The 16,272-nt window shown below is 65.7% G+C and carries 18 protein-coding genes and 3 pseudogenes; 13 read left to right on the forward strand and 8 right to left on the reverse strand.

Going from position 1 to position 16,272, the window contains the following annotated elements; genetic code table 11:
* Nucleotides 1-256 precede the first annotated feature (256 nt).
* The 8 genes from AC4FS3_RS24990 to AC4FS3_RS25025 are packed head-to-tail and all read left to right on the forward strand — an operon-like array spanning nt 257 to nt 7,222.
* Nucleotides 257-730, forward strand: coding sequence for a Na+/H+ antiporter subunit E (locus tag AC4FS3_RS24990; protein WP_052650125.1), 474 nt, complete (start codon nt 257-259; stop codon nt 728-730).
* Complete coding sequence (locus AC4FS3_RS24995) at nt 723-1,004, forward strand: MrpF/PhaF family protein (protein ID WP_042249992.1); 282 nt, start codon at nt 723-725, stop codon at nt 1,002-1,004. The genes AC4FS3_RS24990 and AC4FS3_RS24995 overlap by 8 nt, the downstream gene beginning before the upstream one ends.
* The gene (locus AC4FS3_RS25000; protein ID WP_491022764.1) at nt 1,001-1,297 is read left to right on the forward strand and encodes a cation:proton antiporter; all 297 of its coding nucleotides are present in this window, start codon (nt 1,001-1,003) and stop codon (nt 1,295-1,297) included. The genes AC4FS3_RS24995 and AC4FS3_RS25000 overlap by 4 nt, the downstream gene beginning before the upstream one ends.
* Nucleotides 1,294-2,256, forward strand: a complete 963-nt coding sequence (locus AC4FS3_RS25005; RefSeq protein WP_042249994.1) for a hydrogenase subunit MbhD domain-containing protein — start codon at nt 1,294-1,296, stop codon at nt 2,254-2,256. Before AC4FS3_RS25000 ends, AC4FS3_RS25005 begins: the two co-directional genes overlap by 4 nt.
* 1 nt (nt 2,257) lies before the next feature.
* Complete coding sequence (locus AC4FS3_RS25010) at nt 2,258-2,590, forward strand: NADH-quinone oxidoreductase subunit K (RefSeq protein WP_136857814.1); 333 nt, start codon at nt 2,258-2,260, stop codon at nt 2,588-2,590.
* Complete coding sequence (locus AC4FS3_RS25015) at nt 2,587-4,062, forward strand: complex I subunit 5 family protein (RefSeq protein ID WP_136857813.1); 1,476 nt, start codon at nt 2,587-2,589, stop codon at nt 4,060-4,062. The genes AC4FS3_RS25010 and AC4FS3_RS25015 overlap by 4 nt, the downstream gene beginning before the upstream one ends.
* Complete coding sequence (locus AC4FS3_RS25020; protein WP_491022765.1) at nt 4,059-5,537, forward strand: complex I subunit 5 family protein; 1,479 nt, start codon at nt 4,059-4,061, stop codon at nt 5,535-5,537. Before AC4FS3_RS25015 ends, AC4FS3_RS25020 begins: the two co-directional genes overlap by 4 nt.
* Nucleotides 5,534-7,222, forward strand: a complete 1,689-nt coding sequence (locus AC4FS3_RS25025) for a complex I subunit 5 family protein (protein ID WP_136857812.1) — start codon at nt 5,534-5,536, stop codon at nt 7,220-7,222. The genes AC4FS3_RS25020 and AC4FS3_RS25025 overlap by 4 nt, the downstream gene beginning before the upstream one ends.
* A gap of 180 nt (nt 7,223-7,402) precedes the next feature.
* Here the strand turns inward: AC4FS3_RS25025 and AC4FS3_RS25030 are convergent, their stop codons facing one another.
* Both AC4FS3_RS25030 and AC4FS3_RS25035 read right to left on the reverse strand, forming a co-directional pair.
* Nucleotides 7,403-7,609, reverse strand: a complete 207-nt coding sequence (locus AC4FS3_RS25030; RefSeq protein WP_197054754.1) for an SDR family NAD(P)-dependent oxidoreductase — start codon at nt 7,607-7,609, stop codon at nt 7,403-7,405.
* Nucleotides 7,579-8,025, reverse strand: a complete 447-nt coding sequence (locus AC4FS3_RS25035) for an SDR family NAD(P)-dependent oxidoreductase (RefSeq protein ID WP_197054753.1) — start codon at nt 8,023-8,025, stop codon at nt 7,579-7,581. Before AC4FS3_RS25035 ends, AC4FS3_RS25030 begins: the two co-directional genes overlap by 31 nt.
* Before the next feature lie 259 nt (nt 8,026-8,284).
* On the opposite strand from AC4FS3_RS25035, the gene AC4FS3_RS25040 reads away from it, so the two are divergent.
* Nucleotides 8,285-8,836 (forward strand): universal stress protein, encoded by a 552-nt coding sequence (locus AC4FS3_RS25040; protein WP_491022766.1) that lies wholly within the window; start codon nt 8,285-8,287, stop codon nt 8,834-8,836.
* Between the two features lie 67 nt (nt 8,837-8,903).
* Here AC4FS3_RS25040 and AC4FS3_RS25045 read toward each other — a convergent pair whose 3' ends face one another.
* Genes AC4FS3_RS25045 through AC4FS3_RS25055 form a run of 3 tightly spaced genes read right to left on the reverse strand, consistent with a single transcriptional unit; the run spans nt 8,904 to nt 10,053 of the window.
* A complete protein-coding gene (locus tag AC4FS3_RS25045) occupies nt 8,904-9,695 on the reverse strand; it encodes an IS3 family transposase (RefSeq protein ID WP_491022767.1) in 792 nt (263 codons plus the stop codon).
* Nucleotides 9,692-9,892, reverse strand: a complete 201-nt coding sequence (locus tag AC4FS3_RS25050; RefSeq protein ID WP_231559036.1) for a hypothetical protein — start codon at nt 9,890-9,892, stop codon at nt 9,692-9,694. Before AC4FS3_RS25050 ends, AC4FS3_RS25045 begins: the two co-directional genes overlap by 4 nt.
* Entirely contained in the window at nt 9,889-10,053 is a 165-nt protein-coding gene (locus tag AC4FS3_RS25055; RefSeq protein ID WP_491022768.1) for a transposase, read from the reverse strand. The genes AC4FS3_RS25050 and AC4FS3_RS25055 overlap by 4 nt, the downstream gene beginning before the upstream one ends.
* Before the next feature lie 147 nt (nt 10,054-10,200).
* Between AC4FS3_RS25055 and AC4FS3_RS25060 the strand changes: the two are divergent.
* The 3 genes and pseudogenes from AC4FS3_RS25060 to istA form a co-directional block, all read left to right on the forward strand.
* Nucleotides 10,201-10,500, forward strand: a pseudogene (locus tag AC4FS3_RS25060) (winged helix-turn-helix transcriptional regulator); the annotation flags it as partial.
* A 65-nt stretch (nt 10,501-10,565) separates the two neighbouring features.
* Nucleotides 10,566-11,792, forward strand: a complete 1,227-nt coding sequence (locus AC4FS3_RS25065) for an IS256 family transposase (protein ID WP_491022769.1) — start codon at nt 10,566-10,568, stop codon at nt 11,790-11,792.
* Nucleotides 11,793-11,859: 67 nt separating this feature from the next.
* Nucleotides 11,860-12,610, forward strand: a pseudogene (gene istA, locus AC4FS3_RS25070) (IS21 family transposase); the annotation flags it as partial.
* Here the strand turns inward: istA and AC4FS3_RS25075 are convergent.
* Nucleotides 12,547-12,795 (reverse strand): annotated as a pseudogene (locus AC4FS3_RS25075) (transposase); the annotation flags it as partial. The pseudogenes istA and AC4FS3_RS25075 overlap by 64 nt on opposite strands.
* Nucleotides 12,796-12,848: 53 nt before the next feature.
* Between AC4FS3_RS25075 and AC4FS3_RS25080 the strand changes: the two are divergent.
* Nucleotides 12,849-13,088: a hypothetical protein gene (locus AC4FS3_RS25080; protein ID WP_042249998.1), complete on the forward strand. Its 240-nt coding sequence runs from the start codon at nt 12,849-12,851 to the stop codon at nt 13,086-13,088.
* Nucleotides 13,089-14,160: 1,072 nt separating this feature from the next.
* Here AC4FS3_RS25080 and AC4FS3_RS25085 read toward each other — a convergent pair.
* Together AC4FS3_RS25085 and AC4FS3_RS25090 are read right to left on the reverse strand one after the other, a co-directional pair.
* The gene (locus AC4FS3_RS25085) at nt 14,161-15,444 is read right to left on the reverse strand and encodes an MgtC/SapB family protein (protein ID WP_491022770.1); all 1,284 of its coding nucleotides are present in this window, start codon (nt 15,442-15,444) and stop codon (nt 14,161-14,163) included.
* 119 nt (nt 15,445-15,563) lie between these two features.
* Complete coding sequence (locus tag AC4FS3_RS25090) at nt 15,564-16,175, reverse strand: recombinase family protein (RefSeq protein WP_013496757.1); 612 nt, start codon at nt 16,173-16,175, stop codon at nt 15,564-15,566.
* Nucleotides 16,176-16,272: the final 97 nt, after the last annotated feature.

The following is a 16,272-nucleotide window of genomic DNA, read 5'->3' on the forward strand; positions in this document are numbered from 1 at the left end:
GCCGCAGTTCTCGATGGTCGGCTGACCGTCGCAAACAGAAAACGCGCCGCATGACCCCCATGTTTTGTCCACTCCCTAGCGCTGGTAGAACGGTTGCAATCGGGTGCGGGTTATGCCACATCTCGTGTCTGTCCTGCTAACTGAGACGCCGCTTGATTAACACCTTGCATCCGCCGAACTTTTCGTGTGCTGGTGGCTGTAACTTAACTTGGGGTATCGTTTCTTGATGCATGCTGTTTCGTTCCTGAACCGATCAATGATCCTGGCACTGCTCTGGATCGTCTTGACAGGTTCTGCTACAGATGCACTGCCCTATGGCGCCGTCGCGGTCGTGGTGGCGGCGGCGCTCAGCCTGCGGCTCTATCCGGCGGACCGACCGGGCGTCGGTGCCTGGCGCGTGGCAGTGTTCCTGCCGCGCTTTCTGGTGCAGAGCGTGCTAGGCGGTCTGGACGTGGCGCGCCGGGCCTTCGATCCGCGCCTTCCGGTTGGGCCGGGCTGGGTCGAATTGCCCCTGGCCAGCCGCCAGGTCGAAGCTAATGTGCTACTGGGCGGGGTTGTCAGCATGCTGCCCGGTACGCTGGCGGCCGGTCCCGGCGACGGCGATGGCGCGATGGCGCTGCATGTGCTGAACCTGCCCAGCTTTGCCTCGGCAGATTTTCACTCGCAGGAACAACGGATCCTCGGCCTATTTGGTCCCCGGGTCATCGCATCCGAGGCTCCGCATGGCTGACTGGTTCACGCTCGCCGCTATCTTCCTTTTGCTGACTGTCGCTGCGGCACTCCTGCGCTGCTGGCGCGGACCCGGCCCGGTCGAGCGGATCATGGCCGCCCAGCTGGCCGGTACCGGCGTGATCGGCGTCGCGGTGGTGCTTGGTGCGGCGCGCGAAAATGCGGCCTTTCTCGACGCGGCGCTGATCGGCACGCTGTTGGCGGCAGTCGCGGTCACCGCTTTCGTTCGGGTGGCCGCCGTGCCGCCGAAGCCTGACGCGGAGGACCGGGGATGATCTGGACCGAACTTTTGGTGCTGGCGCTGCTTGGCACGGGCCTTGGGTTCTATGCCGCAGGCTCGCTGGGATTGTTGCGCTTTCCCGACACGGCATCGCGGCTGCATGCGCTGACCAAGGCCGACAACGTCGGTCTTGGGCTGGTCGCGCTGGCGGCGGCGATCCGCTGGGGTTCGGGCGCGGTGGCGGCCAAGCTTGCGCTGGTCTGGCTTCTTGCGGTGATCGCAGCCGGCACCACCTCGCAGCTTCTGGCGCGGCGGGTGCGCAAGAACGAGGAGCCCGACCGCAGATGAGCGGTGCCTTCGACCTCATCCTGTGCCTGATGATCCTCGGCACGGCGGGTATCGCGCTGTTCGTGCGCGACGCGCTGGCGGCGATCGCCTTCTTCATCGCCTTCGGCAACCTGATGGGGCTTGCCTGGCTCAGCCTTGGTGCGGTGAACGTGGCCCTGGCCGAGATAGCCATCGGCGCCGGTGTCACCGGCATCCTCCTGATCCTGGCGCGGGCGCGGCTCCTGGCGCTGGGCGATCCGGTGCATAGCGGCGACACACCGACCTGGCTGTGGCTCGGGGCCTTTGCGGCCTGCACCAGCTTTGCCGTGCTGCTGGCGGCCACGGTGTTGTCGATCACCCCGGAAAGCGGGCTGGACCGGGTGGTCGCACCGCTGATGCCAGGGCTTGGCATCGAGAACCGGGTGACCGGGGTTCTGCTGGCTTTTCGCGCCTATGACACGCTTCTGGAAAGCTTCGTCCTGCTGGGCGCGCTGGTCGCGGTCTGGTCGCTGGCACCTGCGCGGGCCTGGCCGGGCCGACCGGCGGAACCCCGCATGGCCGACGGACAGATGCATCAGGTTGCCGGGGCCTCCGGGCGGGTTCTGCTGCCCGTGGCGCTGGTGATGGCGGCCTATCTGGTCTGGGCCGGGTCCGACCTGCCGGGCGGAGCCTTCCAGGCGGGAACCGTGCTTGCGGGCGGGCTGATGCTGGCGGCGATGGGCGGGGCCATCGGCCTGCCACGCAGCGACCGGCCGCTGTTGCGCGCTGCCTTGGTGCTGGGGCCGCTGGTCTTTCTGGCGATCGGGCTGGGCGGCATCGCGGCGGGCGGATTCCTGATCTATCCCAAGGGCTTGGCTAAGGCGCTGATCGTGACCATCGAATACACGCTGTTCCTGTCGATCGGGGTGACGCTGGCACTGCTGGTGGCCGGGCCGCCGGTGGCCGATTCCCCTGTCCCGGACGCGGGCGGAAACGGCTGAGATGGAACTCCTGGCACCCGAACCGGTCTCCGCCGGTCATATCTACGCGGTGACGGGGGCAATCCTGACCGCACTCGGGTTCTACGCCTTCATCGTCCGGCGACATGCCTTGCGTCAGCTTCTCGCGGTCAACGTGGTCGGAGCGGGCGTCTTTCTGATCCTGGGCGGTCTCGGCCGCGGGCCGGATGCCATTGACCCGATGCCGCAGGCGCTAGTGATCACCGGCATCGTCGTTGCGGTGGCACTGACCGCCTTTGGCGCGGCGATGATCGTGCGGCTGGCCGAAGCACCTCGGTCCCCAGATCAGGGCAAAGCCGGAAAGCCGGACGCATGAACCTGCTTGGCCTTCTGGTGGCGGTGCCGCTTGGCTTCATGGTGGCGGCGCTCTTGCTGCGTGGCAGCGGTCGCTGGCTGATCCTGGCGGCGGCACCGGTGATGGCGGGGCTGGCGCTGTGGCTGGCGCTCCTGCCGCCGGGGACAACGCTGCTGGTCGGCAACTGGGACCTGCCGCTGGGCATCCTTCTGCGCGCCGACGGGGTCGCGCGGCTGATGGTACTGGCGGGCGCACTGGTAATCGGTGCCATCGGGCTGCATGCGCTGGTCGATCCGCCGGGCGGCAATGATGGCGGCGCGGCCACGGCCGAGACATTCTGGCCACTCCTCTACCTGATGTGGGCCGGGGCCAATGCGGGTTTTCTGACCACCGACCTTTTCAACCTCTACGTCACGCTGGAGATGGTCAGCCTGGCAGCCGTGGCGCTGGCCGCGATGGGGTCGCTTGCGGCGGCGCTGCGCTATTTCATGATCGCGATGCTGGGCTCGCTGGCCTATCTTCTGGGCGTGGCGCTTCTGGTGGCGAATTACAACACGGTCGACGTGACCCTGCTGGCACAGGTCGCGCGCCTCGATCTGGCGACGGTCATGGCGCTGGGGCTGATGACGGCGGGGCTTCTGATCAAGGCTGCGCTCTTTCCCATGCACGGCTGGCTGCCGCCCGCCCACGCCGCCGCCCCCGCTCCGGCCAGCGCGCTTTTGTCGGCGATTGCGGTCAAGCTTGGCTTCGTGATCCTGTTGCGCCTGTGGTTCGAGGCTTTCCCGGCCATCACCGGCTCTGCCGCCCTGCATGTGCTGGGTGGCCTGGGTGCGGCGGCGGTGATCTACGGGTCGATCCAGGCGATGCGGCAGGACCGGCTGAAGCCGCTGGTGGCCTATTCGACGGTGGCGCAGGTCGGCTATCTGTTCCTGGCCTTTCCGCTGGTCGCCGGGGCGGTCGAGCCTTCCAGCGCTTGGGCCGGGATGACGCTGCACGGCGTGGCGCATATGCTGGCCAAGGCGGCAATGTTCCTTGCGGCAGGGCTGATGCTGAAGGCTGCCGCCGGTGACCGGATCGCCGATCTGGGCGGACTGGCGCAGGCTATGCCCCTGACCGTGACCGCCTTCGGCCTTGCGGCGGTGTCCCTGATGGGGCTGCCGCCCTCGGGCGGGTTCACCGCCAAGTTCCTGCTGCTAAGCGCAGCAATCGAGCAGGGCGCGTTCCTTTATGCCGGAGTGCTGGTGGTGGGTGGCCTTCTGGCAGCGGTCTATCTCTTTCGGGCGCTGTCGGCCTGCTTTGCCCCTTTGGCTGGCGCGGGACCTGATACCGCGTCGCGCGGCCCGGTGACCGGCGGAGTGAAAGCCGTGGCACCGCTGGCGCTGGCGGGACTGGCGATCGTTATGGGATTTGCCGGCACCGCGCTGGTCGACGTCTCGGCCATTGAGGTACCCTGGGCCACGCCCACGGTGATCCAACCGGAGGTCGCGCCATGATGACCTTCGCGCCGCTGCTTTTGGTGTTCCTGCCGCTGGTCGCCGCCGCGGTCAGCTTTGCCTTGCCAGAGCGGCTGTCCTCCTGGCGCAACGCGGCCATCCTCGGCGTGGCCTTTACCAAGCTGCTGGTAGTAGCCTACCTGCTAAACGCGACTGAGGCCGGTCTGGTGTTTGAATGGCGCTACGAGTTCCTACCGGACAACGATCTTGTGCTGCGGCTGGACAAGCTTGCGCTCTTGTTCGTGACTCTGTCGGTGTTCTTGTGGCTGATGACCACGATCTATGCCATCGCGTATTTCGACCGCGGGCCGAACCTGTCGCGGTTCTTCGGCTTCTTCAATCTATGCGTTCTGGCGGCGACCGGCGTGGCGATGTCGGGCACCGCGATCACCTTCTTCCTGTTTTACGAACTGCTGACGCTGGCGACCTGGCCGCTGGTCGCGCATAAGGGCGACGATAAGTCGCTGCGCGCGGGGCGGATTTACCTTTCCTACACGCTGGCGGGCAGCGTTGCCTTCCTAGCCGGGATCCTGTGGCTGCAGTCGCTGGTCGGGGCGATCGAGTTCGCCGCGCCGCCGGACCTGACCGGCATCCCCGCGCTGACCCTGACGCTGATCTTCATCCTGTGCATCGGCGGGCTGGGGGTGAAGGCCGCGATCTTCCCCCTGCATGGCTGGCTTCCCGAGGCAATGGCCGCCCCCGCCCCGGTCAGCGCGCTTCTGCACGCCGTCGCAGTGGTCAAGGCCGGAGCCTTCGGCATCGTGCGGATGATCTATGATGTCTACGGCATCGGCACCGTGGCCGACCTGGGGCTGGGCCTGCCGCTGGCGGCGCTGGCCTCGGTCACCATCCTTTACGGCTCGGTCCGCGCCTTGATGCAGACCGATCTGAAGAAGCGGCTGGCCTATTCCACGGTGAGCCAGGTCAGCTACATCATCCTTGGCGCCAGCCTGATCGGGCCATATGCCGTGATCGGCGGGCTGGTGCATCTGGTGCATCAGGGGATCATGAAGATCACCCTCTTCATGTGCGCCGGCGCGCTCGCGAACCGCATGGGGATCAAGGCGATTGCCGATCTGGACGGGGCGGGCCGCCTGATGCCGGTGACGATGGCGGCGTTCTCGGTCGGCGCGCTGGGCATGATCGGGCTGCCGCCGGTCGCGGGCTTCATCTCGAAATGGTATCTCGGGATCGGCGCGCTGCAATCGGACGCGGCCTGGGTGGTGGCGGTGCTGGCGGGCTCGTCGCTGTTGAACGCCGCCTATTTCCTGCCGCTCCTCTATCGCGCCTGGCTGTTGCCGCCCCCTGCGGACCGTCCCGCCATCCGCGAACTGGCCACCACGCGCGACCGGATGCTGATCCTGCCTGCAGCGGTGACTGCCCTGGTGTCGCTGGGGGCGGGCATCTTCGCCTCGCTGCCATTCAGCCCGCTGGCCTGGGTCACCCTGATCGCCGAGGGGGGCTACCTGCGATGACAGCCGACCTGTCGCTGCTCTTGCCGCTGGCTGTCCTGTGGCCGATGCTGCTAGCGAGCCTCTCCCTCTTGCCGGGCTGGGGCCCGCGCATGGTGACGCTCTTGCCGCTCGGCCCGCTACCGGGGTTGGCGGCCGCGGTCATCACCCCGCGCGACACCCCGGTCGCGCTGCCGGGGATCCTGCTGGACGGCGGGCTGGAACTGACCGGGACCGGTGCGCTGTTTCTGGGCGGGGCGGCGCTGCTGTGGTTCTGGGCCGGGGTCTACGCGGCCTTCTACCTGCGGCACGACGGCCGGCCCACGTCTTTCGCGCTGTTCTGGAACCTGGTGCTGGCCGGCAATCTTGGCGTCTTCATCGCCGCAGACATCATCAGCTTCTACGTCTTTTTCGCGCTGGTCTCGCTGCTGGCCTATCCGCTGGTGATCCATGACCGCAAGCCCGCGTCGATGCGGGCGGGCACCGTCTATCTGGTGCTGGCCGTGCTGGGCGAGGTGGCGATCCTGGTCGGGCTGATGCTGGCCTCTTACGGCGCGGGCGGAGCCATCGGGATCGAGGCGGTGCGCGCCGCCCTAGCCCTGCCTTCGACGCATCCTGCGGCACTCGGGCTTCTGATCGCGGGCTTCGGGATCAAGGCCGGGCTAATGCCCTTGCATGTCTGGCTGCCGGTGGCGCATCCGGCGGCACCGGTGCCGGCCTCGGCGGTGCTCTCGGGCGCCATCGTCAAGGCCGGGATCTTCGGGCTTGTGGCGTTCCTGCCGCTGGGCACGCCGGCACTGGGGGCGGGAACTGTCCTGATGATTCTGGCCTTCACTGGGCTGTTCCTTGCGGCGCTGCTGGCGCTGGGGCAGGCTGGGGCGAAGTCGGTGCTGGCCTATTCGACCGTCAGCCAGATGGGGCTGGTCATGGGCGTGCTGGGCTATGCCCTGGCGCAAGGCAGCGCGCCCGCCACGCTGCTGCCGGCGCTGGCACTCTTCACGCTGCATCACGGGCTGGCCAAGGGGGCGCTGTTTCTTGGCGTCGGGCTGGCCCCGACCTGCGGCCGGGCCTGGCGCTGGGGGCTCATGGCGGTACTGGCGGTGCTGGGCCTGTCGCTGGCCGGGGGCCCGCTGCTGGCCGGGGCGCTGGTCAAGTCGGCGCTGAAGGACCCGGCCGGGGCCCTTGGCGCGACGCTGATCGGGCTGTCGGCGCTGACCACTGCGCTGGCGATGGCGCGCTATCTGGCGGTTCTGCCACGGTCGAAACCGCGCCGCCGCCCGCCGGTCCTGATGGCGCTGGCGTTCCTTGCGCTGGCGGGCGCGGCGCTCTGGCTGCCCTGGCTGCTCTACGCCGATCTTGCCGACAAGTCCCCGCTGGCGACGGATCTGCGCGCGCAGATCACCGATGCCTGGCCGCTGGGCCTGGCGGTGCTGCTGATCGCCGGGGCCGCCGCGGTCGGGCTGAAACCGCCCGCCCTGCCCGAAGGCGATGCCCTCGGCCCGGTGCAGCGCCGGGCCGCAGCCCTGACCGTCGCCGCCCGGGCCGCCATGCGCGCCGGATCACGGTCCCTGCGCCGGTCGCGTCCGAAGCCGCAGACGGTCATCGCCGAGGACTTGGACCGCGTCGAGGACATCTTCCGCGAAGGTGCCGCCGCTGCGATCCTGCTGCTGGCCGTCACCGGTGCGATCCTGGCCTCCGTCCTGATCTGAGGCGACCCCGCGCTTCGACCCCTGCGGACCACTGTGCGACGAACCCGCCATCGACCGGCACCACCGCGCCGGTCATGAACCCGGCCTCGGGCGAGCAGAGCTAGACGATCAGGCCCGCCACCTCGCCGGGAGCGCCGATGCGGCCCATCGGGTGCAGCCCGTCCATCATCTGGCGGCTGGTCATCTTGCCCCCGTCGCCTGTTCGGCCAGCGAATCGAGCATCCGGGTGTCGATCCCGGCCGGGCAGACCGAATTCACCCGGATCCCCGACTTGGCATATTCAAGTGCTGCATTGCGGGTCAGCCCGTTCACCCCGTGCTTTGCTCCGACATAGGACGCAAGGCCCGGAAAGCCTATCAGCCCGGCGACCGAGGACAGATTGACGATGGCCCCCCGTCACCGCCCTGGGCCAGCATCTGGGTGATCTCGGCCTGCAGGCACAGGAAGGTGCCCTTCAGGTTGACCGCGATGATGCGGTCGAAATTCGCCTCGGTCTGCTCGATGAAGGGCGCGATCGTGCCTTCGATGCTGGCGTTATTGCAGGCACAGTCCAGCCGACCATAGGCCGCGACTGTGGCGGCGACCAGCGCCTGGACATCGGCTGCAACCGACACGTCGGCGCGCAGGAAACATGCCTCGCCGCCCCTGGCGCGGATCAGCGCCGCGGTTTCCTCGCCGCCCCCGGTCTCGACATCCGAGACCATGACCCTTGCCCCTTCGGCGGCGAATTTCAGCGCCGTCGCGCGCCCGATCCCCGCCGCAGCGCTGGAGACCAGCGCGACCTTTCCAGCCAGCAATGCCATGTCCGATTACTTTCGTTCCGGTTTGCGTTGCCGCGATGCTGCCATAGCCGGTATCGACCAAGCCTGACATGGATCAAGCAGGCGCCGGATTTCCGCGTTTTCGCCTGGACGTCCGGAAAGGCTTGCCTTTGCGGCGAATAGCGCAAACCCTCACTAGATGATCGAGACGCTTCTTCTGGCAACCAATTTCGCCCGGCAGTCGGTGGCGGCGCTGGACCGGGCATTGTTGCTGTAGCGCGGCCATGCCGAGCGGATCAGCATGCTGCATGTCGTGGACCCCGAGGTATCGGCCGCGCTGGTCTTGGGCGACGGTGGTACCGAGCCACCGGTCATGACCGAGTGGTTCGACGCCCGCCAACCCGCCGACGCCGTGCGCCCCGAGATGCTGATCCGCAAGGGCGAACCCCATACCGAAATTCTTGCGGCCGCCGAGGCGGGCGACCACGATCTGATCGTGCTTGGCGCGTCGCGGTCGCGCGGGCCTCTGGCGGGGCTTCTGGGGACAACGATCCAGCGGGTGCTGCGCGGCAGCACCCGTCCCGTGCTGTCGGTGCGACAGCAGCCGCAGGGCCCCTACCGGCGCGTCCTCATCGCCTCCGACCTGTCGGACCCCGCCGATCTCGCGGCCCAGACCGCACTGTGGCTAGGGGTTCTGGATAGCGCGCGCATCCGTCTTGTCCATGCGACCGGTGGCGATGCAGCTGCGGCCGCAGATACCGCGCCCGAGGCCGGCCTGCGCGCCCTTGCCGCGCGCCTTGACCCTGTCCCGTCCGACCGGATCGAGGTATCGGTGCTGCTGGCCGTGTGTTGATTTCCGCTGAGAACTGAGCCGGGTTTGGAGTGAACCCCATGGGGTGGACGACATCGCACCATTCGAACTAAGCCGCTTTCTGGGCAAACAGGGTTTCGAATTCCTCTGGGGTTCTGTAGCCGAGGGCTGAGTGAAGCCTTCTCGTGTTGTAGATCTGCTCAATGAAGATCGGCAAGCGGACTGCCACATCGGCAAAAGTCTCGTAACCGGCTCGATAGACCTCCTCGACCTTCTGGGTCTTCATAAAGCTATGAGCCTGCGCGTTATGATAAGGATTGCCGTCGCTGCTCATCGAACGGCGCAAGCCTGAAGCAGCGAGGGCGTCCCAATAGCTTTGGGATGCGTACTGACAGGCGCGATCCGTATAATGAATGCAGCCCTTGGAAGGCTTTCTGGTCATGACGGCCGCGCGCAGAGCTGCGAGTGCCAGTTCCGTATTCAGATGCTGTGACAATGCATAGCCTATGACTTTGCGGCTACACGCATCAAGGATGGCGGCCAGGTAGCAGAAGCCTGTGACGACACGGATGTAGGTGAAATCCGCGACCCAGACCCTGTCAGGGCGATCGGGAATGAGGTTGCGATACAGGTTGGGAAAGATTGGAGAGTCATGCCGGCTGTCAGTCGTACGCACAGAGCGCTTGCGGGGCTTGATGCCCAGTCCCGCTACTCGCATGCCCCGTGCTACCCTTTTGTGATTGATTGCAAAACCACGGCGCCGAAGCTGGTGAGTCACGCGTCTATAGCCATAGCAGGGTAGCTCATCCTGGACATCTTCGATGATGGCGGTGAGTTCGCCGTCTGTCAGCTCGAGGGTCCTAGCAGAGCGGTAGTAGTAGGTGCGCCGCGGCAGGTTCATGGCTTTGCACCCCCGTCTGACGGAGCAGCCAAGGGGCCGCTGATCACGAAGAATCTTTCGCTGCCGCCCGCGGTCCACATCCGTGGTGTTTTTTCAAGATCCAGCTCCATCGTGAGCTGACCCATCTTCCGCTCGAGCGCGGCAATGCGAGCTTCATACTCTGCAATGACACCGGCCTTGGCTTCCTCGTCGTTCAAACCCCCCGGTCATATTGCGTAAGCCATAGCTGAATGAGGTTGGCGGAAAGATTGTGGCTGCGCTGCGCATCGCGCCGCCCAAGAGCGCCGGTGCGGGTGTCTTGGCAAAGCCGCAGCTTGAACGGCGTGGAATGCCGGCGGTAGGGACCTCGTGGTGTCATGGGCCTTCTCCAATCAAGGCCCGTCCAGCGTATCAGCTGTGGTCCAGCCCATGCAGTTCACTCCAGTGGCCAGGAGATTTCCACTGAGAAGTGACCTATGTTTGAACGCGCCCTGGCTTTGGAAGCGGGGACAACGGAGTAATTGACATGGCGCTACTGAGTGTGATCCGACGCTGGGGGCTGCGGGATCGGCTGTCCATCCGGGAGATTGCGCGGCGGACGGGGCTGTCGCGGAACACCATCCGCAAGTATCTTCGGGCAGGCACGGTGGAGCCGGCGTTCCGGACGCCGGATTGGCCGAGCAAGCTGGATCCGTTCGCGGACAAGCTGTCGGCGTGGCTGAAGACGGAAGCTGGCAAGTCGCGCAAGAAGCGGCGAACGCTGAAGCATCTCCACAAGGAGCTGGTCGCTCGGTCGTGTCTCGGAAGTGGTGGAAATTTGAAGGCGGCGTAATCTCCGGGTGAACTGACACCCAGCCAACCGGCGGCGCCAACCGCCAGGGAGATCACGCCATGAAGCAGAATATCGACAGCTCATCCTTTTCGCTACTGCCTGACGCCGCGGGATATGATCCGATCGAAGACCGCCTGCGGGCGACTGTCCGTGCCACCATCGAGGCGTTGTTCGAAGAGGAACTGGCCGAATGTCTCGGTCGCCTCCGCTATGGACGCGGCGACGACAAGGCCAAGGGCTACCGCCACGGGCATCGCGACCGACAACTGACCGGCACGTTCGGCACCGAGACGGTGCGGGTGCCGCGCGCCCGGATCGAGGACGAGGCGGGCAAAATCACCGAATGGCGCTCGAAGGCGCTGCCTCGCTATCAGCGGCTGACCAAGAAGGCCGAAGCCCTGATCGCGGCGGTTTACCTGGCTGGGACCAACACGCGGAGGGTCAAGCGGGCTTTGTTTGGCCTGTTCGAAGGGGCCGTGAGCAAGGATGTCGTCAGCCGGGCCTGGCGCAAGGTGAAGGTTGATTGGGACGCTTGGTCCACCCGCGATTTGGCCGGTGAAGATGTCGTCAGGCTCATTCTCGACGGCACCGTCATCAAGACCCGGCTGGACCGCAAGGCCACCAATATCTCGGTCCTAGCCGCGATCGGCGTCCGTCGCGACGGGCAGAAGGTGCTGATCTCGATCAGGAATATGGGCGGCGAAAGCACAGCTGCCTGGTGTCAGTTCCTCACCGATCTGGATGCACGGGGCCTGAAACGACCGGAGTTCGTGATCGTCGACGGTGCGCCCGGCTTGGAAGCCGCGCTCGTGGCGCTCTGGGGCGAGGAACTGCCCATTCAACGCTGCACGGTTCACAAGCACAGAAACCTGCTCGGCCACGCGCCCAAGCGCCTGCATGACGAGCTGAGCGAGGATTACCGCGACATGATCTACGCCGACAGCGCCGCCGAGATCGAGAAGCGTCGCAAGGCCTTCCTCCGCAAGTGGAAGCTCAAGTGCCGGGCCGTGGCCGATAGCCTGGAAGAGGCCGGCGATCGGCTCTTCACCTTCACTCGCCTCGATCCCTCGCAATGGAAATCGGCGCGGACCACCAATGCGATAGAACGTCTGAACGAGGAATTTCGACGCCGGATAAAGACCCAGACCGTGCTGCCATGCGCCGAAACCGTGCCGATGCTGCTCTGGGCGTTGCTGGCCTCGGGGCAGATCCAGATGCGCAAGGTCGACGGATGGGAGACCCTCGCTCAGCCGCTTGGGCCGATGGCACTTGACCTCGCCGCATAACCCGCGCCAATTTCACATACTCGGAGCAAGCCGCCAGGGAATTTCCACAGCCTTCGCGACACGACCGGTCGCTCTGGGCTACACCGGTTCCCACAACCGTGTCGCGGCCTTCGCGCGGCAGTGGAAGGCCGATCACCAGTGCGAGGAGCAGAGCGCCGGCCGCGGCACCTTCGTCCCGCTGGTGTTTCAGCCCGGGGAGGCCTTCCAGTTCGACTGGAGCGAGGACTGGGCGACGATCGCGGGCGAGAACACGAAGCTCCAGATTGCCCACATCAAGCTGTCTCACAGCCGGGCATTCCTGCTGCGGGCCTATCTGCTGCAGACGCACGAGATGCTGTTCGATGCTCACTGGCACGCGTTCCGGGTGTTCGGCGGGGTACTAGGGCGGGGCATCTACGAAAACATGAAGACCGCCGTTGACCGGGTCGGCCGGGGCAAGGTCCGGAGGGTCAACACGCGGTTCCTGGCGATGACCAGCCACTACGTCTTCGAGCCTGAGTTCTGCAACCCGGCAGCGGGCTGGGAGAAAGGGCAGGTCGAGAAGAACGTGCAGGATGCCCGGCACCAGATCCTTCAGCTGATGCCGGACTTTTCCGGATCTGGCGGCGATGAACGCCTGGCTCGAGGAACGCTGCATCGAGCAGTGGGCGCGCCTGCCGCACGGCATGCTGCCGGGCACGATCGCTGAGGCTTGGGCTGCGGAACGGGCTGCGCTGATGCCGACACCGCCGACCTTCGACGGCTTTGTCGAGCAGAGCAAGCGGGTCTCGCGTTCCAGCGCTTTCATATTCTCGGCAATCTCACTCGGGATACCGGCGCGCCTGCCGCTGTCGATTTGGGCCTTCTTGACCCACTCGTTCAGGGTTTGTGCGGTGTAGCCGATCTTCGCCGCGATCGACATAACCGCCTGCCAGCGCGACTTATGCTGGCCCTCGGTGTCGAGAGCCAGCCGCACTGCGCGCTCGCGGACCTCAGGGGAAAACTTGTTCGTCGTCTTGCTCATCATGCTCCATCCTACTCAAGAGTTGGAGTCTCCGGCAGACCCGGCGCAGTTCAGTGCCCACCCGGTCCTCCTATGTGATCGCCGTCGTGACCGAGGGCGAACGGACGGCCGCCGCCAGCTTCACCTCGGTGCCACGCAGCCTTGCCGCCGCGGTCAGTCCCTCGATCGCGGGGGCAATGATGGGGGCGGGATGGCTGGCCGTACCGTTTCTCGTCTGCGGCGGGCTCAAGATCACCTACGACCTGCTGCAGCTGCACCAGTTCCGCCACATCCGCGCCCCGGAGGAGTGCTAGGCGCAGTCCCCCGCTCAGGCCGCCTTGGGCCAGCGGCGGTGCAGATCGTCGATGACGACAGCATGGGCATGGTGGGGCCGTGTTCGGCCAGATGCGGATGGTCGGGCGGCAGGTCCGGGTGGACATGCGGCAACACGGTCAGGTCATCGGCGGGCCACAGGCGCAGCACCGCCACCAAACTGGCCGCCCGGATCCCCGCCAGCACCAGCGCCGCGACCGACAGCCCCGCGCCCGCGCCCGCGCCGATACAACCCGCCAGTGGATACGTGACCAGCCAGCAGGCGTGTGAAAACGCGAGTTGTGCGGCAAAGACCGCGCCCCGGTCGGCCTCGCGCGCGGAGCGGTTGATGAAGCGCCCGATGGACGTCCGGGTCAGCGAAAAGCCGAAGCCGATGGATGGCTCCAGGGGCGATCAGGCCTGTCAGGTTAAACAACCAACAAGCCCAGAACAAAGGCCAGCCGATCAACTACGCCCGCGGACGGGAAGAAGCTGCGGGTAAGTAAGGGCAGCATCGAGGCCCCCTTTGCCGGCGAGCACGGCTGGTTCTGGCGCAACCGCGACGCCGCCGCCGTCACCATCACGCTGAAATTGCGCGGCACCTAGGTCATCGAGACCTAATGAGAAGGGCTTCGGTCATCGGCAGCCTGGTCCGCTGGTGGCCAACCCGGACCTTCCGTCGCACCGGCGGGAGATTTCAGCGCAACATTTTGCGCCAATGCCCAACGGATCCTGCAGGCCGCGTTAACCGGCCTGCTCGTATCCCGTGGGCCAAGTTGGCGCTGGCATCTCTTTTTGCCAAAGATTCTTCGAGCCCTGCAAGTTTAGCTGTCCAGCCCGAAATGAGGCTTCGCTTCCCTGACTGCCACCTTCCCCGCCTACCGCACCCCATACGCCGTCGCCAGTGTACATCCTGATGGCCACCAGGGTGCAGTGTGAGAATCACCATTGAAACGGGCATTGCAGATTAGTCGCCAACCGGGACGCACAGCGACCTGTGCAGGCCGCCAGCATGGCGCCCCAAGCGAAAGCCTGGAGCCAGGACCAAGCTGCCGTATCGCCACAGGCGCCTGCTTAGTCGTTCAGCCAGACCTTAATTACCGCCGAGAAGTGCCAGCCGATCCAGACGGATAGGACGGACAGGACCAGGCCCAGTGCCACAATCCGCCCAAATACCGGCGATCGTGAGCGGAGGGCAAGCACAAGTCGTACCATGGCATTGACCGTCAGGGCAGCCACCAAGGGCATCACGGCCTCACCCGCCGGCATCTGGCCTGCAGCCACCAGTGAGGCTAGAGCGACGGCAGCCGAACTTGTGCTGATCAACCCGGCCAGGGCCGCTGACAGCAGTACGGCCTCGGTACCAAACCGATCGTTCAGCATCGCAGAGATCAGGATGACCGCTGTCACGGTCAAAGCGAACTTCACCGCGTCCTTGACGCTAAAGATCCGCGAGGGCAATTCGATCCCCGCCGGCTCGCCCCCTTTTCGCGTAGCCAGGTAGACCAGCAGGGCGCTGAAGATCAGCACGACCACGGTCGGTACCACCAGCACCGGCAATGCCAGGGCGAACAGGGACGGGCTGACCAGGCCCAGCACCATGCCGGTCTGCACCAGCGACGACACCGAAGACAAGGTGGCCCCCGCCGCCGCTGGCTGGATGAAGCGGACGGCCGTATCACCCGGTGCGTCGACCTTGCGGCCCATCTCGACCACGGTGGCCGTCGAGGACACGAAACCCGACAGGAACCCCGAAAGTGGCAGGCCAAGCCGGTCGCCGAAGACCCGGGTGCAGATGTGACTGACCGCCCCGATGACCATCACCAGGATGACGATGACAAAGATGGCGCGCGCATTGATCGCACCGTCCGGCCCGAAGCCGGTATCGGGGATCACTGGCAGGATGATCAGACTTGAGACGCCAAGGATCAATCCGTCGCGCATCTCGAAGTCGTTCAGGACCGAGCGGCTGAAGTCGCGCAGGGCCGACCGTGCCGCCAGCAGGGTGACGACCAGCACCCCCGACGCGGCGGCAAGGAACGTATGCTCGACCGACAACCCACCCAGAACCACGACCAGCACCAGCGCGAGGCTGGTGGTCATTCCTGCCTGCCGGTCCGGCTGCGACAGATGTGCGACCGCCCGCAGGACGCCCACCGCGGCCAGCGCCACCGCCAGCAACGGCAGCCCGCCCGCATACTGGCTGAGTGCGCCAATCAGCGAGGCGAGCGAGAAGGTCCTGACCCCGATCGGGGCCGGACCGCCGTTCTCGCCCCCGTTGCGCTCGCGCTCGATCCCGATCAGAAGACCGATGCCGAGCGCCTCGAGCAGCAGCAGGGCCTGACTTGCTTCTTCCATCATCCGATCACTGCGCCCTTCCGACTCGGCTCAGGCCATCGGGCGCGCCGCGCTTTGACCATTCCTCACTGCGCCTGCGGCCACAAGGGGTCTGATGCCGGAGAGTGCAGAATCCTACGCTAAGCGCTGAGAACCCGTTTCCCGTAATCGCGTAGATTGCCGTTCGGGTCGACATATCGGTAGAGTGTGACCGGTTTGACCCCCAATTCCTTACAGAGTTCTGAAACCGATGTGTCGCGGCTAGCCATTGCGGCCTGAGCCATGCGGACCTGCGCTTTCGTCAGCGCAAACTTTCTTCCTCCCTTTCGGCCGCGCGCGCGGGCGGCTTGGAGCCCCGCCATCGTGCGTTCGCGGATCAACTCGCTTTCAAATTCGGCAAGCGCAGCAAAGATGCCGAATGAAAGCCTTCCAGCCGCAGTCGTTGTGTCAATCTGCGCCCCTTGCCCGGTGAGAACTTTGAGGCCAACGCCACGCTCGGACAGCATGCTGACGGTTTTGACAAGGTGGTGGAGGCTGCGCCCCAAGCGGTCGAGCTTCCACACGATCAGCACATCCCCCTCACGCAATGCTTTGAGGCAGGCCTCCAGACCGGATCGGTCATCCTTCTTGCCGGACGCCAGATCTGAGTAGATCTGGTCCTCCTCGACGCCGGACGCGATCAATGCATCTCGTTGCAAGTCGAGGGACTGGCTGCCGTCAGCTTTCGAAACCCGCGCATAGCCGATCAGCATGTTTCACAAACGTTCGTTTGAGGTGTTCTGGAAAGCGGCGCGCTTTCGGCCATCCGAACAATTCCTTATTCAATATCTTAATCATCAATACGCAAAC

This window comes from Pseudogemmobacter sp. TB195, assembly GCF_058313095.1.